Origin of the sequence: Streptomyces sp. NPDC102274, from assembly GCF_044766385.1 — a bacterium.
Taxonomy (GTDB): Bacteria; Actinomycetota; Actinomycetes; order Streptomycetales; family Streptomycetaceae; genus Streptomyces.
In genome coordinates, this window is the sequence record NZ_JBIWLW010000024.1 from 118,015 (window position 1) to 142,640 (window position 24,626).

General features: G+C 69.9%; 14 protein-coding genes and 1 tRNA gene. 3 read left to right on the forward strand and 12 right to left on the reverse strand.

The genetic code is table 11. The features are described from left to right. Window positions 1–91 precede the first annotated feature (91 nt). Window positions 92–925 (reverse strand): AraC family transcriptional regulator, encoded by an 834-nt coding sequence (locus ACIRQP_RS28315; protein WP_403894373.1) that lies wholly within the window; start codon window positions 923–925, stop codon window positions 92–94. An 80-nt stretch (window positions 926–1,005) separates the two neighbouring features. Here ACIRQP_RS28315 and ACIRQP_RS28320 point away from each other — a divergent pair, with 80 nt between their 5' ends. Continuing rightward, entirely contained in the window at window positions 1,006–5,652 is a 4,647-nt protein-coding gene (locus ACIRQP_RS28320; protein WP_403894376.1) for an ATP-dependent helicase, read from the forward strand. Window positions 5,653–5,670: 18 nt separating this feature from the next. Further along, on the forward strand, window positions 5,671–6,429 hold the full coding sequence (locus ACIRQP_RS28325; RefSeq protein WP_403894379.1) for an Fpg/Nei family DNA glycosylase: 759 nt from the start codon (window positions 5,671–5,673) through the stop codon (window positions 6,427–6,429). A gap of 38 nt (window positions 6,430–6,467) precedes the next feature. Here the strand turns inward: ACIRQP_RS28325 and ACIRQP_RS28330 are convergent, their stop codons facing one another. The 10 genes from ACIRQP_RS28330 to ACIRQP_RS28375 all read right to left on the reverse strand — a co-directional run bounded on the left by ACIRQP_RS28330 (window position 6,468) and on the right by ACIRQP_RS28375 (window position 21,407). Beyond that, on the reverse strand, window positions 6,468–6,656 hold the full coding sequence (locus ACIRQP_RS28330; protein ID WP_403894382.1) for a hypothetical protein: 189 nt from the start codon (window positions 6,654–6,656) through the stop codon (window positions 6,468–6,470). Between the two features lie 243 nt (window positions 6,657–6,899). Then, a complete protein-coding gene (locus tag ACIRQP_RS28335; RefSeq protein WP_403894384.1) occupies window positions 6,900–7,370 on the reverse strand; it encodes a Dps family protein in 471 nt (156 codons plus the stop codon). A gap of 162 nt (window positions 7,371–7,532) precedes the next feature. Then, on the reverse strand, window positions 7,533–7,916 hold the full coding sequence (locus ACIRQP_RS28340) for a helix-turn-helix domain-containing protein (protein ID WP_030350081.1): 384 nt from the start codon (window positions 7,914–7,916) through the stop codon (window positions 7,533–7,535). Window positions 7,917–8,025: 109 nt separating this feature from the next. Beyond that, window positions 8,026–8,568, reverse strand: coding sequence for a CinA family protein (locus ACIRQP_RS28345; protein ID WP_403894387.1), 543 nt, complete (start codon window positions 8,566–8,568; stop codon window positions 8,026–8,028). Between the two features lie 35 nt (window positions 8,569–8,603). After that, window positions 8,604–9,299, reverse strand: a complete 696-nt coding sequence (pgsA, locus tag ACIRQP_RS28350; RefSeq protein WP_403894389.1) for a CDP-diacylglycerol--glycerol-3-phosphate 3-phosphatidyltransferase — start codon at window positions 9,297–9,299, stop codon at window positions 8,604–8,606. Next, on the reverse strand, window positions 9,296–10,807 hold the full coding sequence (gene rimO, locus ACIRQP_RS28355) for a 30S ribosomal protein S12 methylthiotransferase RimO (protein ID WP_403894391.1): 1,512 nt from the start codon (window positions 10,805–10,807) through the stop codon (window positions 9,296–9,298). Before rimO ends, pgsA begins: the two co-directional genes overlap by 4 nt. Window positions 10,808–10,856: 49 nt before the next feature. Continuing rightward, window positions 10,857–11,678 carry a helix-turn-helix domain-containing protein gene (locus ACIRQP_RS28360; RefSeq protein ID WP_403894417.1) on the reverse strand — a complete coding sequence of 274 codons (822 nt, stop codon included), beginning with the start codon at window positions 11,676–11,678 and terminating at the stop codon, window positions 10,857–10,859. 305 nt (window positions 11,679–11,983) lie between these two features. Beyond that, on the reverse strand, window positions 11,984–14,815 hold the full coding sequence (locus tag ACIRQP_RS28365; RefSeq protein ID WP_403894394.1) for a DNA translocase FtsK: 2,832 nt from the start codon (window positions 14,813–14,815) through the stop codon (window positions 11,984–11,986). 102 nt (window positions 14,816–14,917) lie between these two features. Next, window positions 14,918–15,586: a two-component system response regulator gene (locus tag ACIRQP_RS28370; protein WP_403894396.1), complete on the reverse strand. Its 669-nt coding sequence runs from the start codon at window positions 15,584–15,586 to the stop codon at window positions 14,918–14,920. A gap of 277 nt (window positions 15,587–15,863) precedes the next feature. Beyond that, window positions 15,864–21,407 carry a HAMP domain-containing protein gene (locus tag ACIRQP_RS28375; protein ID WP_403894399.1) on the reverse strand — a complete coding sequence of 1,848 codons (5,544 nt, stop codon included), beginning with the start codon at window positions 21,405–21,407 and terminating at the stop codon, window positions 15,864–15,866. Window positions 21,408–21,676: 269 nt separating this feature from the next. Here ACIRQP_RS28375 and ACIRQP_RS28380 point away from each other — a divergent pair, with 269 nt between their 5' ends. Then, window positions 21,677–24,328, forward strand: coding sequence for a SpoIIE family protein phosphatase (locus tag ACIRQP_RS28380; protein ID WP_403894402.1), 2,652 nt, complete (start codon window positions 21,677–21,679; stop codon window positions 24,326–24,328). A 51-nt stretch (window positions 24,329–24,379) separates the two neighbouring features. On the opposite strand, the gene ACIRQP_RS28385 is transcribed toward ACIRQP_RS28380, so the two are convergent. Continuing rightward, window positions 24,380–24,452 (reverse strand) — tRNA-Thr (locus tag ACIRQP_RS28385). Window positions 24,453–24,626: the final 174 nt, after the last annotated feature.

The following is a 24,626-nucleotide window of genomic DNA, read 5'->3' on the forward strand; positions in this document are numbered from 1 at the left end:
GCTCCCCGCCCCACGCTCCCCGCTCCCGCTCCCCGCTCCCCGCTCCCGCGCCTCGCCCCCACCTCGTCCAGAGCCTCGTCCAGAGGCCCGCTCAGTCCTCTGAGGCGGCCGTCCGCTCCCTGCGGTACGCACCGGGCGGCACCCCGACGATCCGGGTGAAATGACGGTTCAGATGGGGTTGGTCGGTGAACCCGACGGCCACGGCCGCCTCGGCCGGTGTCGTACCGCCGTCCAGCAGTTGCCGGGCCCGGCGCACCCGCGCGTCCGTCAGCCAGCTGTGCGGCGGCAGCTCGTAGGTGTTCCTGAAGGCCCGCAGCAGCGCGAAGGGGCTGGTGCCGATGTCCGCCGCGAGCCGCTCCAGGGACGGCGGGTCCGCCATCCGCTCCTCCAGCACGGCACGCGCGCGTGCCGCGATCCGTGCTCCGGCGCCCCGCACCCGGCGCTGCCGCGCCGGCCCGCCGTTCAGCCGCAGCAGCCGCGTCACCGCGACCCTCAGCAGCGTGTCGGCGGCGAGCGCGTTGCCCTCGTCGGCGGCGCGCAGCACGTGGTGGACGAGGCGCGTGGTGTACGGATCGTCCACCACGGGGGCGACGAAGCCGGGGGTGCCTCGGATCGTGGTGGTCTCCGCCGCGATGGAGGCGATGACGTCGACGGCCGGGTAGACGGCCCCGTACCGCCAGCCCTCGGGGCCCTGGGCGTGGCCGGTGTGCGGGGTCTCGGGGTTGATCAGCGCGAGCGAACCCGGGCCCGCGTACTGATCGCCGCCTCCGTAGTGGAAGACCTCGACCCCGTCCGTGATCGCGGCGATGACGAAGGTCTCGTGGGTGTGCCGCGGAAACCTCTTGTCTATGTAGCGCGCACGCAGCAGATCGACGCCCGGTAGCTCGGAATAGCGCCAGTGCCGTGCCTGCTCCCGCGGTGTCATGATTCCATTCTGCGCTGCCGGTCCCGGGGCGTTTGCCCAGGTCCGGGCGATTGTCAGTGGCGGGGTGCACGATGGGGGGCATGGCACGCTCCGCACTCGACTCCTTCACCCCCGCGACCCGCGGCTGGTTCACGGGGGCATTCTCCGCGCCCACCGCGGCGCAGGAGGGAGCCTGGCGTGCCATCCAGAAGGGCTCGGACGTGCTGGTCGTGGCCCCGACCGGCTCGGGCAAGACGCTGGCCGCTTTTCTCGCCGCCCTGGACCAGCTGGCTTCGCAGCCGCCGCCCGCCGAGGCGAGGAAGCGCTGCCGGGTGCTGTACGTATCGCCGCTCAAGGCGCTCGCCGTCGATGTGGAGCGCAATCTGCGCAGCCCGCTCACGGGAATCCGGCAGGAGTCCGTGCGACGCGGGCTGCCTGAGCCGGAGGTGCGCGTCGGTATCCGCTCCGGTGACACCCCGGCCGCCGAGCGCCGTTCGATCGCCACGAAGCCGCCGGACATCCTGATCACCACCCCCGAGTCGCTGTTCCTGATGCTCACGTCCTCGGCCCGGGACGCCCTCGCCGGGATCGAGACGGTGATCCTGGACGAGGTGCACGCCGTCGCCGGGACGAAGCGGGGCGCCCATCTCGCCCTGTCCCTGGAGCGGCTCGACGAGCTGCTGCCGCGCCCCGCCCGCCGGATCGGTCTGTCGGCGACGGTGCGTCCGGTGGAGGAGGTCGCGCGCTATCTGTCGCCGCAGCGCAGGGTGGAGATCGTCCAGCCGCGCTCCGGCAAGGAGTTCGATCTCTCCGTGGTCGTCCCGGTCGAGGATCTGGGCGAGCTGGGCGGCTCCCCGGCCTCGGACACGGACGGCGGGGAGAAGCCGTCGATCTGGCCTCATGTGGAGGAGCGGATCGCCGATCTCGTCCAGGCGCACCGCTCCACGATCGTCTTCGCCAATTCCCGCCGGCTGGCGGAGCGGTTGTGCAACCGGCTGAACGAGATCGCGTACGAACGGGCCACGGGCACCGTTCCGGACGCGCCCGACTCGGCCTCGACGATGCCCGAGGACCACTCCCCGGCCGAGCTGATGGGCCAGTCGGGCGCGGCCAGGGGAGCACCCGCTCTGCTGGCGCGCGCGCACCACGGCTCGGTCTCCAAGGAGCAGCGCGCCCAGGTCGAGGAGGACCTCAAGGCGGGCCGGCTGCCCGCCGTCGTGGCCACCTCCAGTCTGGAGCTGGGCATCGACATGGGCGCGGTGGATCTGGTGATCCAGGTCGAGTCGCCGCCCTCCGTCGCCTCGGGCCTCCAGCGGGTCGGCCGCGCGGGACACCAGGTGGGCGCGGTCTCCACGGGCGTCGTCTTTCCCAAGTACCGAGGCGATCTCGTACAGGCCGCCGTGGTCACCGAGCGGATGCGCACCGGCGCCATCGAGGCCCTGCGGATCCCCGCGAATCCCCTCGATGTGCTTGCCCAGCAGCTGGTCGCCATGGTCGCGCTGGACACCCGACAGGCCGACGATCTGCTCGCCCTGACCCGCCGCGCCGCGCCGTTCGCGTCGCTGCCCGAATCGGCGTTCACCGCCGTGCTGGACATGCTCGCCGGACGCTATCCCTCCGACGCCTTCGCGGAGCTGCGTCCGCGCGTGGTGTGGGACCGCGTGGCCGGTACGGTCACGGGCCGGCCGGGCGCGCAGCGGCTCGCCGTCACCTCCGGGGGCACGATCCCCGACCGGGGGCTCTTCGGTGTCTTCCTCGCCGGAGCCGACCCGAAGAAGGGCGGTGGCAGGGTCGGGGAGCTGGACGAGGAGATGGTGTACGAGTCCCGGGTGGGCGATGTCTTCACCCTGGGCACGACCTCCTGGCGGATCGAGGACATCACCCGTGACCGGGTCCTGGTCACCCCCGCCCCCGGCACCCCGGGGCGGCTGCCGTTCTGGAAAGGCGACCAGCTGGGCCGCCCGCTGGAGCTGGGCCGCGCGGTGGGCGCGTTTCTGCGCGAGGTGGGCGCCCTCTCCGAAGAGGACGCCAGACTGCGGCTGCTGACCGCGGGTCTCGACGCCTGGGCCGCCGGCAATGTGCTGTCGTATCTGGACGAGCAGCGCCGCGCCTGCGGGCATGTCCCGGACGACCGGACGATCCTCGTCGAGCGGTTCCGCGATGAGCTGGGCGACTGGCGCGTGGTGATCCACTCCCCGTTCGGCGCGCAGGTACACGCGCCCTGGGCGCTGGCCCTCGGCGCCCGCCTCTCCGAGCGGTACGGCATGGACGCGCAGGTCATGCACGCCGACGACGGCATCGTGCTACGGCTCCCCGACGCCGATCTGATGGGCCTGGACCTCCTCGATGACGAGCCGGACCGTCTCAGTACGGCTTTCGACAGCGAACAGGCGCCCATCGGCGCCGCGGATGTCGCCTTCGACGGCGGTGAGATCCGGGGGATCGTCACCGACCAGGTGGGCGGCTCCGCGCTGTTCGCCTCCCGGTTCCGGGAGTGCGCCGCGCGGGCGCTGCTGCTCCCCCGCCGGAGTCCGGGAAAACGCACTCCGCTGTGGCAGCAGCGCCAGCGCGCCTCCCAACTCCTCCAGGTGGCGAGCGAGTTCGGCTCGTTCCCGATCGTGCTGGAGGCGGTCAGGGAGTGCCTCCAGGATGTCTTCGACGTCCCGGGCCTCACGGAACTCATGGGGGACATCGAGTCCCGGCGGGTCCGGCTGATCGAGGTCACCACCCCCGAGCCCTCCCCCTTCGCCCGGTCGCTGCTCTTCGGCTATGTCGCGCAGTTCCTGTACGAGGGCGACTCCCCCCTCGCGGAGCGGCGGGCCGCCGCGCTCTCCCTGGACTCCCGGCTGCTGGCCGAGCTGCTGGGCCAGGCCGAGTTGCGTGAGCTGCTCGACCCGGAGGTCCTCACCGAACTGGAACGGGAGCTCCAGTGGCTCACGGAGGACCGGCGCGTCAAGGACCTGGAAGGCGTCGCCGATCTGCTGCGGGTCCTCGGCCCGCTCACGGACGCGGAGTTGGCCGAGCGCGGCGCGCGGCAGTCCTGGGCGGAGGATCTCGCCGTCGCCCGCCGCGCCATCAAGGTCAGGATCGGCGGCGCCGACCACTGGGCGGCGATCGAGGACGCGGGCCGGCTGCGGGACGCCCTGGGCACGGCGCTGCCGGTCGGTGTCCCCGAGGCGTTCACGGAGCCGGTGAAGGATCCCCTGGGCGATCTCCTCGCCCGTTACGCCCGTACGCACGGCCCGTTCACCTCGAACGCGGCGGCGGAGCGCTTCGGCCTCGGCGCGGCTGTCACAGACGGCGCGCTCCAGCGCCTCGCCGCGAGCTCCCGGGTCGTGCAGGGCGAATTCCACCCTTCCGGCATCGGCCAGGAGTGGTGCGACGCCACGGTCCTGCGCCGGCTGCGCCGCCGCTCGCTGGCGGCGCTGCGCCAGGAGCTGGAGCCGGTGGCGCCGGCCGCGCTCGCCGCCTTCCTCCCGCAGTGGCAACATCTGAACGGCAACAGCCTGCGCGGTATCGACGGACTCGCCCGCGCCGTGGAGCAGTTGCAGGGCGCTCCTGTCCCGGCGTCGGCGCTGGAGAAGCTGATCCTGCCGTCCCGGGTCTCCGGCTACACACCCGCGCTCCTGGACGAGCTGACCACCACGGGCGAGGTCTTGTGGGCCGGAGCGGGCGCCCTGCCCGGCAAGGACGGCTGGGTCTCGCTCTATCTCGCCGACGCCGCGCCGCTGTTGCTCCCGCCCCCGCACCCCCTGGAGCTGACCGCCCTCCACGAATCGGTCCTGGCCACGCTCTCTGGCGGCTACGGCCTGTTCTTCCGGCAGATCACCGACCAGGTCCGGGCCACCACGCACCCGGATGCGACCGATCCTCAACTGGCCGACGCCCTATGGGATCTGGCGTGGTCGGGCCGGCTCACCAACGACACCCTGGCGCCACTGCGCTCGCTGCTCGGCTCGGGCCGTACGGCGGGCTCCACGGCGCACCGCGCCCGGCGCCCGGTGCCGCGGGGACGGTACGGCACGCTCACGGCCGCGGCCCGTCCCGCCTCCCGTACGGGCCCGCCGACCGTCAGTGGCCGCTGGTCGCTGCTGCCCGCCCAGGAGCCGGAGCCCACGCACCGCGCGCACGCGCTGGCCCGTACTCTCCTCGACCGCCATGGGGTGGTGACCCGGGGCGCGGTCGCGGCCGAGGGGGTCGTGGGCGGCTTCTCGGCGGTGTACCGCATCCTGTCCGCCTTCGAGGACAGCGGCCAGGCCCGCCGCGGCTATGTCGTGGAGGGCCTGGGCGCGGCCCAGTTCGCGATGGACGGCGCCGTCGACCGGCTGCGCGCGGCGGCGACTGCCCGTGACCGCGCCGACGCGCACCCCTCGCACCGCGCCGTGGTGCTGGCCGCCGCCGATCCCGCCAACGCCTATGGGGCCGCGCTTCCCTGGCCGGATCCCCCGGACGGCGCCGGCCACAAACCGGGCCGCAAGGCCGGTTCCCTCGTCGTTCTCGTCGACGGCGAGCTGACCCTCTACATGGAGCGCGGCGGCAAGACGCTGCTGGCCTGGCCCACCGACCCGGAAGACCCCTCGCTCCGGGCCGCCGCGGAGGCCCTGGCGGGCGCGGCCCGCGCGGGGGCGCTCGGTACGGTCACGGTGGAGCGTACGAACGGCACCCCTGCCCTGACATCCCCCCTCGGGCGTGCTCTGGAGGCCACGGGCTTCCATGCCACCCCCCGGGGTCTGCGCCTGCGGGCCTGAGCGTGCGAGCCTGAAACCATGCCCGAGGGAGACACCGTCTGGCACGCCGCCCAGCGTCTGCACACCGCGCTCGCGGGGCACCGGCTGATCCGCTCGGACCTGCGGGTGCCCCGGTTCGCGACCGCCGATCTCACCGGCCGCACCGTCCTCGATGTCACACCGCGCGGCAAGCATCTGCTCACCCGTATCGAGGGCGGCCTCACCCTCCACTCGCATCTGCGCATGGACGGCTCCTGGAAGGTCTATGCCCCGGGTGAGCGCTGGAACGGCGGTGTGGCGCACCAGATCCGGGCCATCCTCGGCACCGTCGAGCGCACGGCCGTGGGCTTTCGCCTCCCCGTCCTTGAGCTGCTGCGTACCAGCGACGAGGAGCGGGTGGTGGGGCATCTCGGCCCCGATCTGCTCGGCCCGGACTGGGACGCCGCCGCGGCCCTGCGCAATCTGCTGTCCGACGCCCCGCGCCCGATCGGGGAGGCGCTGCTCGATCAGCGCAACCTCGCCGGGGTCGGCAATATCTTCAAGTCCGAGACATGCTTCCTCGTTCGCGCGAACCCCTGGCTCCCGGTCGGCGAACTCCCCTCACCCGAGCACCTGGTGGCCGCGGCGAAGAAGCTGCTCGAAGCGAACCGGAACCGTCCGGGCGGCTCCCGGCGGCTGTATGTCTACGGCCGCGCGGGGCGCCCCTGCCCCCGCTGCGGCACCTCGATCCGTACGGCCGAACAGGACGGCCGGCCCACTTACTGGTGCCCGCTCTGCCAACCGGCCCCCGCCAGTTGACAGACCGCTGACTCGTCGCCGCGTCAGCCGACGACGCGTCACAGCCGTGGACGACGCTGCCGCGCCGACGCGACATGCACCGGCAGCAGGCTCAGCCCCCAACCGCCCGCCGCCACCGTCCCCTCCACCAGTCCGGTGTTCTCGGGCACCAGCACGATGCGCAGTACGGCCCACCACCACACCCCGCCCAGAGCGAGCGCCGGAAGAGGGATCCACCACCTCGCCATGGCTGCCTCCTCCGGCCGACCTGGGGCCTCTCGTCTGGATCTCGCCCGGCGCGCGTGCTCCGGCACTCCCTGATCCGGCCCGATCCAACCGAAGGACCCTAGTCACGCACGATCATCCGCCGGGAGAGCGCATCGGATGCACTCCCCGGCGCGCGCACTCAACACCGGTCGCGCCCCTGCCGCAGCGACAACGCGGCAGGGGCGCGGCCGGCCCCTCGTCCTTCGACCGGGGCTCCGGCCCGGTCAAGCGCTCTCCGCCTGGAACATCCAGGAGTGCTTCTCTAGGTCGGCGGTCACCTGGATCAGTATGTCCTGCGTCACAGGGTCCGGTTCGTCCGTCACCTCGACGCGCTCACGCATCCGCCCGATCACCGCGCCGAGCGCGTCCACCAGGGTCCGGATCACGTCCACATCGGTGATCCAGCCGTTGGGCACCGTACGGATCGCGCTCGTGGCCGCCACCGTCGCGGCCCGCCCGTCCGGTGTCACCCCCAGCGCGGAGGCCCGCTCGGCAATGGTGTCCGAGTGCTTCCGGGCCGTGGAGACGACCTCGTCGAGTTGCAGGTGTACGGAGCGGAAGCGCGGCCCGACTATGTTCCAGTGGACCTGCTTGGCGACGAGCGAAAGATCCACCAGGTCCACGAGGGCGCCTTGCAGCGCCTCGCCGACCAGCTTCAGATCCTCCTCGGGCAGCGGACTCTTCACGACTGACATGCATGTCCTCCCATTCCGCTCGCAGTTCTGCGTTCACAGTTCGGTGCTTACGCACCTTCCACCATGACACAACCACAACAAAACGGGCATTTGGGAAAGACGAGAGCCCCGGCCTCGGCATCTCTGCCGACCGGGGCTCAGGTCAAAGCTTCACAGCCGTGATCAGGCGGCGACGACGTCCACCGCCTCCGCAGGTGCCTTGATCGTCACCCGCTCCGTCGGCACTCCGGCCACCGACGTCACAGAGACGGAATTGAGCATTGGACGTACTGCCGCGGGCACCGGCTCGTTCGCCGCCGCCGACGCGGCCAGCTCGGCCAACGACAGCTCGTCGCTCACTTCACGCATGAGCTCTGACATCCGTACGTCAAGCGCGTCGCAGATCGCCGAGAGCAGCTCGGAGGAAGCCTCCTTCTGCCCCCGTTCCACCTCGGAGAGATAACCGAGCGAGACCCGGGCGGACGAGGAGACTTCGCGCAGAGTACGGCCCTGGCGCTGGCGCTGCCGACGCAGCACGTCACCAAGCAGGCGACGGAGCAGAATCATCGGTGGCTCCCTCCTCGGACCGCGTAGCCGCATCCTTCACGCCCCACCGTACCGCCTAGTGCTGCGGCCGTGCGGGGAGCGATGTCGTGTTCACTCAGGGCTGCAAACATCAATTCCCCCCGTTCTGTTCCGTATCCTGTGCCCGCCCGTTCCCGGAGAGTTCGCTGAGGAGCAGTCCGAGCACGCTCCGTACACTCTCTTTACGAATGTCCGCCCGGCCGCCGTTCAACCGCGGTGCGGCCACTTTCCCCACGCCTTCCGGTCCCACAACGGCCACGTACACGGTGCCGACGGGCCGCCCGTCCTGTGGATCGGGACCCGCGACCCCGGTGGTCGCCGCTCCCCAGCCCGCACCGAGCACGCGGCGTACGCCGGCCGCCATCTGGAGCGCGACCTCGGGGTCCACGGCGCCGCGCTCCTCCAGAAGGGTCCCGTCGACGCCCAGAACATCCCGTTTGAGGTCCGTCGCGTAGGCCGTGACGGACCCGCGGAAGGTCCGGGAGGCACCGGGGACCGCCGTCAGCTCCGCGGCCACCAGACCGCCGGTGAGGGATTCCGCAACCGCCAGCGTCCCGCCGCGCTCCGCCAGGATCTCCAGCACCCGGGCCGCCCGGTCAGCCGCCGAGCGCACATCGGCGCCGCTGTCCGACACCGCCCCGGCTCCCCGCGCCGCGGCCCCCACGGCACTCACCGCGCGGACTCGGCCGCCGCGCGCTCCGCCGCCAGCCCCTGGCGTCGCAGGACGACCGCCTGCCGTACGTAGTCCAGTCCCGTGATCACGGTCAGCGCGACGGCCACGGCCATCACCCAGAACCGCAGCGTGGCCAACGGCCCGGTCAGCGCGAGTACGTACATCCCGACGGCCACGCCTTGCGCCAGCGTCTTCATCTTGCCGCCGCGGCTGGCCGGAATGACTCCGTGCCTGATCACCCAGAACCGCATCAGCGTGATGCCGAGTTCACGGAAAAGGATGACCCCCGTCACCCACCACGGCAGATCACCGAGCGCGGAGAGACAGATCAGCGCCGCTCCCATGATCGCCTTGTCCGCTATCGGATCGGCGATCTTCCCGAAGTCGGTGACCAGGTTGTACGTCCGCGCCAGATGCCCGTCGAAGACATCCGTGATCATGGCGACGGCGAAAGCGGCCCAGGCCCAGGCGCGCCAGACGGGGTCGAAACCGCCGTCCTGGAGCAGCAGCAGCACGAAGCCCGGCACGAGCACCAGCCGCATCATGGTGAGGAGGTTGGCGATGTTCCACAGACTGGCCTGATTGACCGCCGCGGCCCCCAGCTTGCCGCCGGGTGCCTGCTTCGAACCGTTGCCACCAGCAGGCACCGGTGTCGCGCCGCCGCCCGCCGCGGACGCCGGGACTCCGGTCATCTGGCAGCCTCCTCGCCCGGGATCCGGGAGCCGTCCCCCGGAAGGTCGTGATACTCGGCCACCAGATCCACACCCTCGGTACCGACCACCTTGGCCTCGACCACAAGGCCGGGGCGAAGGCCCTCGCCGGAGGTGAAGATCACCTGGCCGTCCGTCTCGGGCGCCTGGTGCGCCGCGCGGCCGACCGCCGCCTCCCCGCCCTCCGGGTCGATCGATTCGACGAGCACTTCCAGGCTCTCGCCGAGCCGCTCCTCGGCCCGCTGGGAGGTCAGTTCCTCGGCCAGCCGGGAGAGGTGCGCCAGCCGCTCGGCGATCACGTCGCCGTCCAGCTTGTCGGCGTATGTCGCGGCCTCCGTACCGTCCTCGTCGGAGTAGCCGAAGACGCCGATGGCATCGAGCCGCGCCCCGGTCAGGAAGCGCTCCAGCTCGGCGAAGTCCGCCTCGCTCTCCCCGGGGAAGCCGACGATGAAGTTGGAGCGCACACCGGCCTGCGGCGCCTTGCCCCGGATGGTCTCCAGCAGCTCCAGGAAGCGGTCGGTGTCCCCGAAGCGGCGCATCGCGCGCAGCACACCCGGCGCGGAGTGCTGGAAGGACAGATCGAAGTACGGCGCGACCTTGGGCGTCGAGGTCAGCACGTCGATCAGCCCCGGCCGCATCTCGGCGGGCTGGAGGTAACTGACCCGCACCCGCTCGATCCCGTCGACGGCCGCCAGCTCCGGCAGCAGCGTCTCCAGCAGCCGGATGTCGCCGAGGTCCTTGCCGTACGAGGTGTTGTTCTCGGAGACGAGCATGACCTCCTTGACGCCCTGCTCGGCCAGCCAGCGTGCCTCGACCAGCACATCGGAGGGGCGCCGGGAGATGAAGGAGCCGCGGAACGAGGGAATGGCGCAGAAGGAGCAGCGCCGGTCGCAGCCGGAGGCGAGCTTCACGGAGGCGACGGGGCTGCGGTCGAGCCGCCGCCGCAGGGGGGCGCGCGGCCCGGAGGCCGGAGCGACCCCCTCGGGAAGGTCCTCGGGGGCCGGCGCCACCTCGGCCGGGGACTGCGCGTGGCCGGGCAGCGCCACCTCGGCGCCCTGGCGCTCGACCGGGCTGAGCGGCAGCAGCTTGCGCCGGTCGCGAGGCGTATGCGAGGCGTGGATGCCGCCGTTGAGGATGGTCTGCAGCCGATCGGAGATATCGGCGTAGTCGTCGAATCCGAGCACGCCGTCGGCCTCGGGAAGGGCTTCCGCCAGCTCCTTGCCGTACCGCTCGGCCATGCAGCCGACGGCGACGACGGCCTGGGTTCTGCCCTGATCCTTGAGATCGTTGGCTTCCAGCAGGGCGTCGACGGAATCCTTCTTCGCGGCTTCGACGAACCCGCAGGTGTTGACGACGGCGACATCCGCCCCCGAGGCGTCCTCGACGAGCTCCCAGCCGTCCGCTGCCAAGCGGCCTGCAAGCTCCTCCGAGTCCACCTCGTTACGGGCGCAGCCAAGAGTGACAAGGGCGACGGTACGGCGTTCGGGCATGGGCTCAAGACTACTTTGTCCTGGCCCCGCCCCCGCCGTGCAGGGTTGCTCAGCCGGCCTCGGGGTCGCCCTGGGTGTACGAGAGTCGCTCAACCTGGCCCGGCTCGAACTCGTCCTCGACCTTTTTGCCGTTCACGAAGAGCTCGATCGCGCCCGCGTTTCCGAGGATCAGATCGATCTGCTCGTCGTCCTGGAAGGTCTTGGAATCGCCTTTCTTCAGCGTTCCGTCGAACAGCAGCTTGCCGTTGGACGATTTGGCGGAGATCCAGCTCTTGTCGTCTATGGCGGACAGCTTCACCGTGACCTTGTCGAGCGGGGCTGCGGCGATGGCGCTGTCCGACGGGTCGGGCTTGGGGTCGGCCGACTTCGTGGGGCTCGGCTTGCCGCTCTTCGAGGGCTTCGCTCCCTCGGCGACCTGCTTGGTCTTCGGGCTGTCGTCCCCGCCGCCGAACGCCGTGAAGCCGACGAAGCCGGTCACGACCACGATCGCGGCGACCATGGCCGCGGTCCAGTTGGGCCGGGGGCGCTCCGGCCTGATCCGCTCGGCCTCGAACATCGGCGCCGCGGGCGTGGGCACCGGCCGCCCGCCGTGCTCGGAGTCGAACTGCTCGACCAGCGGCGCGGGATCGAGCCCGACCGCGCGGGCGATCATACGGATGTGCCCGCGGGCGTAGACGTCGCCGCCGCAGCGCGAGAAATCGTCCTGCTCGATGGCGTGCACGATGGGGATGCGCACTCGGGTGGAGCCGCTGACCTCGTCGACCGTCAGATCCGCGGCGATACGAGCCTGCAGCAGCACCCGGCCGATCGAAGGCCGTTCCACCGCAGGGGGGTTGGCGTCGGAGTCGGCGCCGTCGGGGACATGTTCCACGACGGGGCCGTCAACTTGATCATCGACTCGATCGTCGGGAACGTTGCCGTCTGGGGAGTCTGGGGACTTGCCGTCGGGGGATTTGCCGATGGACACGGGGGCGCCTTTCGAGCGTGTAGCCACCTGCTGGACGTTCAGTCTATGGGTGGTACGAAAGGGTGGGGCAACCGGGCGGAAGCATTTTGTACGCCATCAGAATGGCCGGACGGCGCAGAGGAGAAGCTGACGCTCTTCCTCTCTCCAACTTGACGTATGCGCACGGGAAACGGTTGCCCTCGGACTGTCCCGAGGTTCCGTTTCCCTGCCTACGAGAGAGACTCCCCGCGGATCACCGCGAGCACTCCATCGAGTTCGTCCGCCTTGACCAGGACATCGCGAGCCTTGGAGCCCTCGCTCGGGCCGACGATGTTCCTCGACTCCATCAGATCCATCAGCCGGCCGGCCTTGGCGAAGCCGACCCGCAGCTTCCTCTGGAGCATCGAGGTCGAACCGAACTGTGTGGAGACCACCAGTTCGGCGGCCTGGCAGAGAAGGTCGAGATCGTCGCCGATGTCCTCGTCGATCTCTTTCTTCTTCGCCGTCCCGACCACGACATCGTCCCGGAAGACGGGTGCCATTTGATCCTTGCAGTGCTGGACGATCGCCGCGACCTCGTCCTCGGTGACGAAGGCGCCCTGCATACGGGTCGGTTTGTTCGCCCCCATCGGAAGGAAGAGGCCGTCGCCCTTGCCGATCAGCTTCTCCGCGCCCGGCTGATCGAGGATGACCCTGCTGTCCGCCAGGGAGGACGTCGCGAACGCCAGCCGCGAGGGCACGTTCGCCTTGATCAGACCGGTGACGACGTCGACCGAGGGACGCTGGGTGGCCAGCACCAGATGGATTCCGGCCGCGCGGGCCAACTGGGTGATGCGGACGATGGAGTCCTCGACGTCACGCGGGGCGACCATCATCAGGTCCGCCAGCTCGTCCACGATCACCAGCAGATACGGATACGGCGAGAGCTCGCGCTCGCTGCCCTCGGGCGCCATGGCCTTGCCGTCACGCACGGCCTTGTTGAAATCGTCGATATGGCGGTAGCCGTACGCCGCGAGATCGTCGTAGCGCAGATCCATCTCCCGTACGACCCACTGGAGCGCCTCGGCCGCCCGCTTGGGGTTGGTGATGATCGGCGTGATCAGATGCGGGATGCCCTCGTAGGCGGTCAGCTCGACCCGCTTGGGGTCGACGAGGACCATCCGGACGTCCTCCGGGGTCGCCCGGACCATCACCGACGTGATCAGGCAGTTGATGCAGGACGACTTTCCGGACCCGGTCGCGCCCGCGACCAGTACGTGCGGCATCTTCGCGAGGTTGGCCATCACATAGCCGCCCTCGACGTCCTTTCCGAGCGCGACCAGCATCGGATGGTCGTCCTCGGCGGCGTCCGCGAGCCGCAGGACGTCACCGAGGTTGACCATCTCACGGTCGGTGTTCGGGATCTCGATGCCGACCGCGGACTTGCCGGGGATCGGGGAGATGATCCGTACGTCGGGGCTGGCCACGGCGTACGCGATGTTCTTGGTGAGCGCGGTGATCCGCTCGACCTTCACGGCCGGGCCCAGCTCCACCTCGTACCGCGTGACCGTCGGACCCCGGGTGAAGCCGGTGACGGCCGCGTCGACCTTGAACTCCATGAAGACATTGCTGAGCGAGGCGACGACGGCGTCATTGGCGGCGCTGCGCGTCTTGCCGGGCCCGCCGCGCTCCAGCAGGTCGAGCGACGGCAGCGAGTAGGTGATGTCCCCGCGGAGCTGGAGCTGTTCGGCGCGCGGCGGCAGCGGCTTGTCCCGCTCGGGCGGCGGCTTGGTCAGATCGGCGACACCGGCGGTGCCCGCGGACGGTCTCTCGGTCTCGCGCGCGGTCGGTACGGGTCCGGAACGCTCCGTCGCGTCCTCGATCGGCTCTTCCAGGGACTCCTGGCGCTCTCCGGACCGCTGCCCCGTCTTCCGTCCACGGTCCACGGAAACGCTCTGGGTGAGGTCCGCGACGATCGGCGAGGGCGGCATCCCGTTGAGTACGGCACCGTCCAGCGCCGCCGCGGCGGCGGCGGCCACGTCCACGGCGTCCATGGGACGGTCCATGGACGGCTGTACGGAGGCCCTGCGCGGCCGGCGCCGCTTGGAGAGCGCCTCCACCTCGGCCCGGTCGGGGTCGTACTCCCCGGGGCGCCCGCCCCGACGCGTGCCCGGACGGCGTCCGCCGGAGGGCAGCGCCTCGCGCCACTGCTCGTCGTACCGCTCGTCGTCGTCGAACCGCTCGTCGTCGAACCCCTCCGGCTCCCGGTCGGGCTGGATGATCCCCAGTTTGGTGCCGAGCAGCCGCAGTCGTTGCGGGATGGCGGCGACGGGGGTGGCGGTGACCACGAGCAGACCGAAGAGAGTGAGCAGCAGAAGCAGCGGTACGGCGAGGACCTCGCCCGTTGTGAAGATCAGCGGTGTAGAGGCGGCCCAGCCGATCAGCCCGCCGGCGTCCTGTATCGCTTCGGTGCCCGCGTCGCGTCCCGGGGCGCCACAGGCGACGTGGACCAGCCCGAGCACCCCGATCACGAGCGCCGACAGTCCGATGACGATCCGTCCGTTGGCCTCGGGCTTCTCGGGATAGAGGATCAGCCGTACGGCGATGGCGCCCAGCAGTATCGGCACCAGCAGATCGAGCCGGCCGAAGGCTCCGGTGATGAGCATCTCGACCAGGTCGCCCACGGGACCGCGCAGATTCGACCAGGTGCCCGCCGCGACGATGAGAGCGAGGCCGAGCAGCAACAGGGCCAGCCCGTCCTTGCGATGGGCCGGGTCGAGTCCCTTCGCGCCACGCCCTATGCCGCGGAACATCGCGCCGACGCCGTGCGCCGCTCCGAGCCAGATGGCGCGGACGAGCCGGTACACACCGCCGGTGGGGCTCGGTGCGGGTTTGGGCGCCGGCTTGGCGGCGGCCTTCTTCGCGGGAGCCTTCTTGACCGGTGCCTTCTTGCCGGGCGCGGATTTCTTCGCCGCGGTCTTCTTGGCGGGCGCCGCCTTCGCGGCACCGGTCGTACGGCCGGCCCGCGGCTTCGCGGTGCCCGCCGTGCCCTGGGAGCCCTTGCCGGACGTACGTGAGGCCATGGTGGTGAGGTTACCGGTGTGAACGGCCAGGGACACGTGTGCCCACCGCTTCACCCGTTCGTGTCGCCCGCGCTTCGGCGGGAAACTGACGTGCCCGCGCGGTCAGTTCGGCGAGGGAAGGGGCGGCGAACCGCACCCCGTCCCCGGCTCCAGCGCGTCGAGCGCCCGCCGCAGACCGGTGAGTTTGCGCTCCAGATGGGCGGCGGTGGCCACGGCGGAGGCGTCCGCCGAATCGTCGTCCAGCTGTTTGGAGAGCGCTTCGGCCTGTTCCTCAACTGCCGCGAGCCGCGCGGACAGTTCGGCCAGCAGCCCGGCCGGCTCCCTGACCTCGCCCGCCCCGGCCAGCTGGAGTCTGAGCAGCTCGGCCTGCTCCTTGAGCTGGCAGTTCTTCATGTACAGCTCGACGAAGACCGAGACCTTGGCGCGCAGCACCCAGGGGTCGAACGGCTTCGAGATGTAGTCCACCGCACCCGCCGCGTATCCCCGGAAGGTGTGATGCGGGCCATGGTTGATGGCCGTCAGGAAGATGATCGGGATATCGCGCGTACGCTCCCGCCGCTTGATGTGCGCGGCGGTCTCGAAACCGTCCATCCCCGGCATCTGGACATCCAGCAGAATGACCGCGAAGTCGTCCGTCAGCAGCGCTTTGAGCGCTTCCTCCCCTGACGATGCCCGCACCAGCGTCTGATCGAGCGCGGAGAGGATCGCCTCCAGCGCCAGCAGATTCTCCGGCCGGTCATCGACCAGGAGGATCTTGGCCTTCTGCACCATGGCCGCCCGCCCTCCTCGCCCCGGCATGGGGCGTCCCCTGCTCGCGGAGCTCGGCGAAACACCGGGCGCCGCCCCAGGGGACGGCTCCCTTACGCCGTCCGTCCTTGTGCCGGTCATGGTAGCCGCACCCCGCCTGTCGCCACACCCTGTCACCGTTATGTCACTGTGCTCGAAGCGGAAACGCGGCGCGGGACCAGAAGGTTCCCCGAATCGCGGTGCCTCACACGCCGTCGGGCATAGTCCGTCAGCACATCACCCTGATTCGTGCACCCACCGATCACTTGTCGCGCATCCATTGCTCCATTACCGACAGCAGATGATCGGGGTCGACCGGCTTGGTGACATAGTCGGACGCTCCGGAGTCAATGGCCTTCTCCCGGTCGCCCTTCATCGCCTTCGCGGTGAGCGCGATGATCGGCAGCCCGGCGAACTGCGGCATCCTGCGGATCGCCGTCGTCGTCGCGTAACCGTCCATCTCCGGCATCATGATGTCCATCAGAACGACCGTCACATCGTCGTGCTGCTCCAGGACTTCGATGCCCTCACGGCCGTTCTCCGCGTACAGCACCGACAGTCCGTGCTGCTCCAGCACGCTGGTGAGGGCGAAGACATTACGGATGTCGTCATCGACGATCAGCACCTTCTCGTTGTCGAACGAGAAGGTACGGCTCTCCCGCGGCGCCTCCTGACGGCCCGCGCCGGCCACACCCGACCCCCAGGACTCCAGCCCGCGCGACCCGCCCGACGGGCCGTCCGAGGTACCCGGAGCCCCGCCCTGGGGCTGATAGCCCTTCTCCACGGCGCCCGCGCTCTTGCGCCGGCGCCGGAACAGCGCGGTGGGACCGGGCAGTTCCGCGGGCGCGGACGACGCCGCCAGCGACCCCTGTGCCTGGCCCGCCGCCTCCGCCGCACCCTCGTCCGCCTGATGTCCCCGCGGGTGGAGGCCCACGGAGGTCAGCTGCTGCATCCCGGCGGGCGTCAGCTGCGGATAACCCTGCGGCGGCAGCTCGCTGGGGTGGAGCGGCAGATAGAGCGTGAAGGTCGAGCCCCGCCCCGGCTCGCTCGCGGCATGGATCTCACCGCCGAGCAGCCGGGCGATCTCCCGGCTGATGGACAGTCCGAGACCCGTACCGCCGTACTTCCGGCTGGTCGTACCGTCCGCCTGCTTGAACGCCTCGAAGATGACCCGCATCTTGCTCGCCGCGATCCCGATCCCGGTGTCGGTCACCGAGAACGCGATCAGATCGCCGTCCGCGTCCCGCAGCGAACCCGCTTCAAGCAGCTGTTCCCTGATGGCGTCCGGCACATCCGTACCGGCCGGCCGGATCACCAGCTCCACCGCCCCGCTGTCGGTGAACTTCACCGCGTTGGACAGCAGATTGCGCAGCACCTGGAGCAGCCGCTGCTCGTCCGTGTGCAGCGTCGCGGGCAGCTCGGGCGAGACCCGTACGGAGAAGTCGAGCCCCTTCTCCGCCGTGAGCGGCCGGAAGGTGGCCTCCACATAGTCGACGAGCTGGACGAGCGCGATACGGGTCGGGCTGACGTCCATCTTGCCCGCCTCGACCTTGGACAGATCGAGGATGTCGTTGATCAGCTGGAGCAGATCCGAACCCGCGCCATGGATCGTCTCCGCGAACTCCACCTGCTTCGGCGAGAGGTTCGACTCGGCATTGTCCGCGAGCAGCTTGGCGAGGATGAGCAGCGAGTTGAGCGGCGTGCGCAGCTCGTGCGACATGTTCGCCAGGAACTCCGACTTGTAGCGCATCGAGACGGCGAGCTGCTCGGCGCGCTCCTCAAGCACCTGCCTGGCCTCTTCGATCTCGGTGTTCTTCACCTCGATGTCGCGGTTCTGCTGTGCCAGCAGTTCGGCCTTCTCCTCCAGCTCCGCGTTGGACTCCTGAAGTGCCTTCTGCCGGTTCTCCAGCTCGGCGGAGCGCTCCCGCAGCTGCTCGGTCAGCTCCTGCGACTGCTTCAGCAAAACCTCCGTCTTGGAGTTGACGCTGATGGTGTTGACGCTCGTCGCGATCATCTCGGCGATCTGGTTGAGGAAGTCCCGCTGGATATGCGTGAACGGCTGGAACGACGCCAGCTCGATCACACCGAGGACCTTCCCCTCGAAGAGCACCGGCAGCACGATCACATGCGCGGGCGCGGCCTCCCCGAGCCCGGACGAGATCTTCAGATAGCCCGGCGGCACATTGACCTGGATGGTGCGCTTCTCCTCGGCGGCCGTCCCGATGAGCGTCTCGCCCGGCCGGAAGGACGTCGGCATCGACCCCGCCGAGTAGCCGTAACTGCCGCGCATGCAGAGCTCGTACGAGGCGTCCTTGCCGGTGTCCGTACCGACCTGCGGCACCGTACCGGTCTGCATCGCCAGGAAGAACGCGCCGTGCTGCGCCGAGACCACCGGGGTCAGCTCGCTCATGATCAGCGAGGCCACGTCGTCGAGATCGCGGCGGCCCTGCATCAGCCCGGAGATACGGGCGAGGTTGCCCTTGAGCCAGTCCTGTTCCTCATTGGCGAGGGTGGTGTCCCGCAGATTGGCGATCATCGTATTGATGTTGTCCTGGAGGACCTGGATCTCGCCCGCCGCGTCGACATCGATCTTGAGGTTGAGATCGCCGCGGGTCACCGCGGTGGCGACGGCGGCGATCGCCCGCACCTGGCGCGTCAGGTTTCCGGCCATCTCGTTCACCGATTCGGTGAGGTCGCGCCAGGTGCCGTCGACATCCCGTACCCGGGCCTGGCCGCCCAGCTGCCCGTCCGTACCCACCTCGCGGGCCACCCGGGTCACCTGATCGGCGAACGAGGAGAGCTGGTCGACCATCGTATTGATGGTGTTCTTCAACTCCAGGATCTCACCGCGGGCATCGATGTCGATCTTCTTGGTGAGATCGCCCTTGGCGATGGCGGTGGTGACCGTCGCGATCTGGCGCACCTGGCCGGTCAGATTGGACGCCATCGAGTTCACGGACTCGGTGAGGTCCTTCCACGTACCCGACACGCCCGGAACCCTGGCCTGGCCGCCCAGTTCGCCCTCGGTGCCCACCTCGCGTGCGACCCGGGTCACCTCGTCCGCGAAGGAGGACAGCGTCGTCACCATCGTGTTGACGGTGTCGGCGAGTTCGGCGACCTCGCCGCGCGCCTCGACCGTCACCTTCTTCGTCAGATCACCGTTGGCGACCGCGGAGGAGACCCGCGAGATATTGCGCACCTGACTGGTGAGGTTGTTGGCCATGGTGTTGACGTTGTCGCTGAGGTCCTTCCAGATTCCGGTGACACCCCGGACCCTGGCCTGACCGCCGAGGATGCCTTCCGTACCCACCTCACGGGCGACGCGTGTCACCTCGTCGGCGAAGTTCAGCAGCTGGTCCACCATCGTGTTGACGGTCGTGACCAGATCGAGGATCTCGCCCCTGGCATCGACGGTGATCTTCTTCGACAGATCGCCCTTGGCGACCGCCGTGGTGACCTCGGCGATATTGCGGACCTGCGACGTCAGGTTGTTCGCCATGAAGTTGACGGACTGGGTGAGGTCCTTCCAGGTGCCGGAGACGCCCTGGACCTCGGCCTGACCGCCGAGGATGCCCTCGGTGCCCACTTCCCGGGCCACCCTGGTGACCTGCTCGGCGAAGTTGGACAGCTGGTCCACCATGGTGTTGAGGGTGTTCTTCAGCTCCAGGATCTCGCCGCGCGCGTCCACGTCGATCTTCTGCGACAGGTCACCGCGCGCCACCGCCGTGGCGACGCCCGCGATATTCCTGACCTGCGCCGTGAGGTTCCCCGCCATGCCGTTCACGGAGTCGGTCAGATCCCGCCAGACTCCGGCGACGCCGGGCACCTGCGCCTGACCGCCCAGCCGCCCGTCCGTACCGACCTCACGCGCGACCCTGGTCACCTGGTCCGCGAAGGCCGAGAGCTGGTCGACCATGGTGTTGATCGTGTTCTTCAGCTCCAGGATCTCGCCCCGGGCGTCCACATCGATCTTCTGCGACAGATCGCCGCGCGCCACGGCCGTGGTCACCTGCGCGATCTGGCGCACCTGATCGGTGAGGTTCCCGGCCATGAAGTTGACGGAGTCGGTGAGTTCCTTCCACGTACCGCTGACGCCGTCCACCCGCGCCTGGCCGCCGAGCCGGCCCTCCGTACCCACGTCCCGCGCCATGACCGTGACCTGATCCGCGAACGAGGACAGCTGCGCCACCATCGTGTTGACGGTGTTCTTGAGCTCCAGCATCTCGCCGGCCACGTCGACCGTGACCTTCTGGGTCAGGTCGCCATTGGCGACCGCCGTGGTCACCTGCGCGATGTCCCGCACCTGGCCGGTCAGGTTACGGAAGGCCGTGTTCACCGAATCGGTGAGGTCCTTCCATGTCCCGGCCGCTCCCGGCACCTCGGCCTGGCCGCCGAGGCGGCCCTCGACGCCGACCTCCCGGGCGACCCGCGTGACCTCGGAACCGAACGACTTCAGCTGACCCACCATCGTGTTGACGGTGTTCTTGAGCTCCAGCATCTCGCCCGCGACATCGACGGTGACCTTCTGCGACAGGTCGCCGTTCGCGACCGCCGTCGTCACCTGCGCGATGTCCCGCACCTGAGAGGTCAGATTGCGGAAGACGCTGTTGACCGAGTCCGTGAGGTCCTTCCACGTCCCGGCCGCGCCGGGGACCTGCGCCTGGCCGCCGAGCAGCCCCTCGGCGCCGACCTCGCTCGCCACCCGGGTCACTTCGTCCGCGAAGGTACGGAGCGTCTCCGTCATCTGGTTGATCGTCTCGGCGAGCTGAGCCACCTCGCCGCGCGCGCTCACCGTGACCTTCTGCGACAGGTCGCCGTTGGCGACGGCCGTGGTGACCTCCGCGATGCCCCGCACCTGGTTGGTCAGGTTTCCGGCCATCGTGTTCACCGAATCGGTGAGGTCCTTCCACACCCCCGCCACCCCGGGCACGGTCGCCTGGCCGCCCAGCTCGCCTTCCGTACCCACTTCCCTGGCCACCCGCGTGACCTCGGAGGAGAAGGACGACAACTGGTCCACCATGGTGTTGACGGTGTTCTTCAGCTGGAGCATCTCGCCGGCCACATGAACCGTGACCTTGCGCGACAGATCACCCTTGGCGACCGCCGTCGTAACGAGAGCAATGTCACGTACCTGAGCGGTCAATCGGTACGCCATCGTGTTGACCGAATCCGTGAGGTCCTTCCAGGATCCGGACATACCTCGCACTTTGGCCTGGCCGCCGAGCTTGCCCTCGGTACCGACCTCCAGCGCCACCCGCGTCACCTCATCGGTGAACGCGGACAGCTGGTCGACCAGATTGTTGACCGTACGGGCCACCTTCAGGAACTCGCCGCGCAACGGCCGTTCCGCGCCTTCGGAGGAGTGCGAGCGCAGCTCCATACGCTGCTCCAGATCGCCCTCGGCGACCGCGGAGAGCACCCGGCCCACCTCGGAGACGGGCCGCGCCAGATCGCCCACCAGCGCGTTCGACGCGTCGATCGCGGCAGCCCAGGAGCCCTCACAGGCCCCGGTCTCCAGCCGCTCGGTGAGCTTTCCCTCACGCCCGACCATGCGCCGTACGCGGGCCAGCTCGCCCGTGAGGTGAAGATTACGGTCGGCGACCTCATTGAAGACGGCGGCGATCTCCGCCATCACATCGTCACCGGAGACGGTCAGGCGCTTGCGGAAATTGCCGTCCCGCATCGCCACCAAGGCCGTCAGCAGTCTGTTCAGCTCCGCCGCGTCCACCTCGATGGTCCCGTTGCCTCGGGACCGTCCGCCTTTCGCGCGCGTGCCATTGCCACGCGCCGCCGTGCCAGACTCCACCGTGTCCCTCCCGCAGGGGTTGACCGAACTGCCCGAGCTGTCTCCGCAAGCCTGCCCAGTGTTTCACCATGGCCGAACCAGGCCATAACAGTTCGGCAGCTTCGCATAGCGTCCCCGCCCCCGCAGGGTGGAAACAGCGGTGACCGGCATCCGCTCGGACAGCGAAGGTAAGTAACCTGGCATCCGGCTGTCCAACCGTCCCGGTCCGCCCGGCGGGGGCGATGTGGCGAAGGTACTACCACCGGGCATGTGGAGGGGCGGGGCCGATCATGGCGGAGCCGGGCGTCGAAACGCGTACGAGGAGTTCTGTGATCACCGCGCGGGCGGCTGCCAGCTTCGACCCTGTCGGGCGGTCCGTGGCGACTGCCCGCGCCTTCGTACGTGACACGCTCCAGGGGTGGGGCTACTCCGATATCGTCGATGACGCCGTCGTCCTCACCAGTGAACTCGTCACCAATGCGGTGATCCATGCCGGCACCTCCGCCGATGTGCTCTGCCTCCGTACGGAGGACGGCGTCCGGGTCGAAGTGGCCGACCGCTACCCGGAGCGCGAGGTCCCCATCCAGGGCACCGGCCAGTCGTTCGGCAGCCCGGACCGGGAGAACGGCCGGGGCCTGCTGCTCTGCGCCGCCCTCGCCTCACGCTGGGGCGTCGAGTACACCCCGACGTACAAGCAGGTCTGGTTCCAGCTCGACCTGCCACAGCGCCAGGTGGGCACCCGCTCGGCCGGCCCCATCCTGGCCACCAGCCTGCTCCCCGTCGCCGACGAACGCGTACGGGTGGCCGTCGTCCAGATCGACCGCGGCGGCACCGTCGTCAACTGGAACGTGGACGCGGAGCACCTGTTCGGGTACTCCGCCGAGCAGGTCACCGGCAAACCCCTCACCGACATCGCCGCCTGGCCGCACACCCCCGGAATCGGCACGGGCATCGTCGAGGCATTCCAACTCTCCCGCTGGGAGGGCAGTTACGGCATCCGCGGCGCCGACGGCCGGGTCATCCCGGTGTACGCCTCCCACCTGCGGGTGCGCGACACCCACGGCGAGCCGTCCACAGTCTGTCTCTTGGTACGCGACGACGAACGCGCCGTCATCCAGACCCCGTTGCGCACCCCCGTGACCGACACGGGCGCCGAGAGCCGGAGCACGGACCCCTTCGAGGTCTTCATCGGCTCCCCCGCCCCCGACGATCTCGACGGACTCCTCCAGCGCACGGTGGAACGCGCCCGGGACATGCTCGACGGCGACTCGGCGTTCCTCCTCCTCGCCACGGACGACGAGACGGAGTTGGAGGTACGGGCCTCCACCGGCCTCCCCTCCGCCCGCCAGCGCTTCGCCCGCGTCCCCGTGGAGGCCGGTACGGGCCGCTACGGCTCCGCCCGCATGCCCGCCGTCCACGACGACCTCACGGCGGTCCCCGGGGCCGTCCCGCTGCTCAACGACACGGGCATGCGCTCCGTCGTGACCGTCCCGCTCAAGGTCGAGGGCCGACTCACCGGCTCCCTGGGCGTCGCCGCCGAGGGAGCGGCCCGCTACTCCAACGAGGAGGCGCTGCGCCTCCAGTTCGCCGCGGACCGTATCGCCCTGGCCGTCGAATCGGCCCGTCTCGGCGAACTCGAACGTCTGCGCCGCGGTTCACTCTCCTTCCTCGTCGAGGCCTCCGATCTGCTCGCCGGCACACTGGACCGCGATCAAACGCTCGCTCTGATGGCGCAGATGACCGTCCCCACCCTGGCCACCTGGTGCGCCGTCTACACGATCGCCGACCAGTCGTCGGACCCGTACCTCTCCTATGTGCTGCACGAGGACGAGGACCGCATCGACGGGCTCAAGGCCCTGCTCTCCAAGATCGATCCACCGGATCCGGTGCCCACGCCGGGCGCCCGTATCTGGACCGCCCCGGCGGACGCGGCCCATCAGGCCGCCCTGCGCACCTCCATGCGGGAGTTGGGACGGAATTCGAGCCCGGTCTCCTCCGGCATCGGCACGACACTGGCGACAGCGGCGGCGGTCGGCGGCGAGACCGTCGTGCTGCCGCTGGTCGCCCGTAACCGCGTCATCGGCATGCTGACCCTCGGCAAGCCCTCGGAGGACCACTTCCGCCAGGAGATCCTGGAACTCGCCGAAGACCTCTCGCGCCGAGCGGCGCTCGCCCTCGACAACGCCCGTCTCTACTCGGAGCGTACGGCCATCAGCCAGGCCCTCCAGCGCAGCCTGCTGCCGCCGGGGCTGCCCCAGGTCCCCGGGGTCGAGGTGGAGGTCATCTACCGCGCGGCGGGCGAGGGCAACGAGGTGGGCGGCGACTTCTACGACCTGTTCCCGATCCGGGACGGCGCCTATGGCTTCGCCATCGGGGACGTCTGCGGTACGGGCCCGGAAGCCGCGGCCGTCACCGGCCTGGCCCGACACGCCCTGCGTCTGCTCGCCCGTGAGGGCTTCCGTGGCCCGGCGGTCCTTGAGCGGCTGAACGCGGCGATCCTCGACGAGGGCGCCCGCAGCCGCTTCCTCACCCTGCTGTACGGCGAGTTGTGGCCCCAGGAGGACGGCAGCGCCGTCCTCAAGGTGGTGTGCGCCGGCCATCCGCTCCCCTTGCGCCTGCGCCAGGACGGCACGGTCGAACCGGCCGCGGAACCGCAGCCGCTGCTCGGCGTCATGGAGGACCTGGAGCTGTACGAGCAGATGGTCACCCTGAACCCCGGAGACGTCCTCCTGTGCGTCACCGACGGCGTCACGGAGCGCAGGGAAGGCACGCGCATGCTGGGCGACGACGGCCTGGCCGACGTGCTGACGACCTGTACGGGTCTGACGGCCGGCGCGGTCGCCTCCCGTGTCCTGCGCGCGGTGGAGCGCTTCGCCGCCGAGCCGGCCTCCGACGACATGGCCATCCTCGCGATGCGCGTCCCGGAGCCTCACACCGGCTGAATACATACGCGAAAGGCCCCCGCCGAATGGCGGGGGCCTTTCTTTTACTTGAGCCCCAATACGGAATCGAACCGTAGACCTTCTCCTTACCATGGAGACGCTCTACCGACTGAGCTATTGGGGCGCAGCAACGAGATAAAGCATACACGATGACCAGAGGTGCACAGCGCCATCCCGAGGTGAACGAAGGGAAGACGGAAGGAGAACGCAGAAATGCCCTGCACCAGAAGGTGCAGGGCATTCCCACAACAATTGTTCGGCAGCGTCCTACTCTCCCACAGGGTCCCCCCTGCAGTAC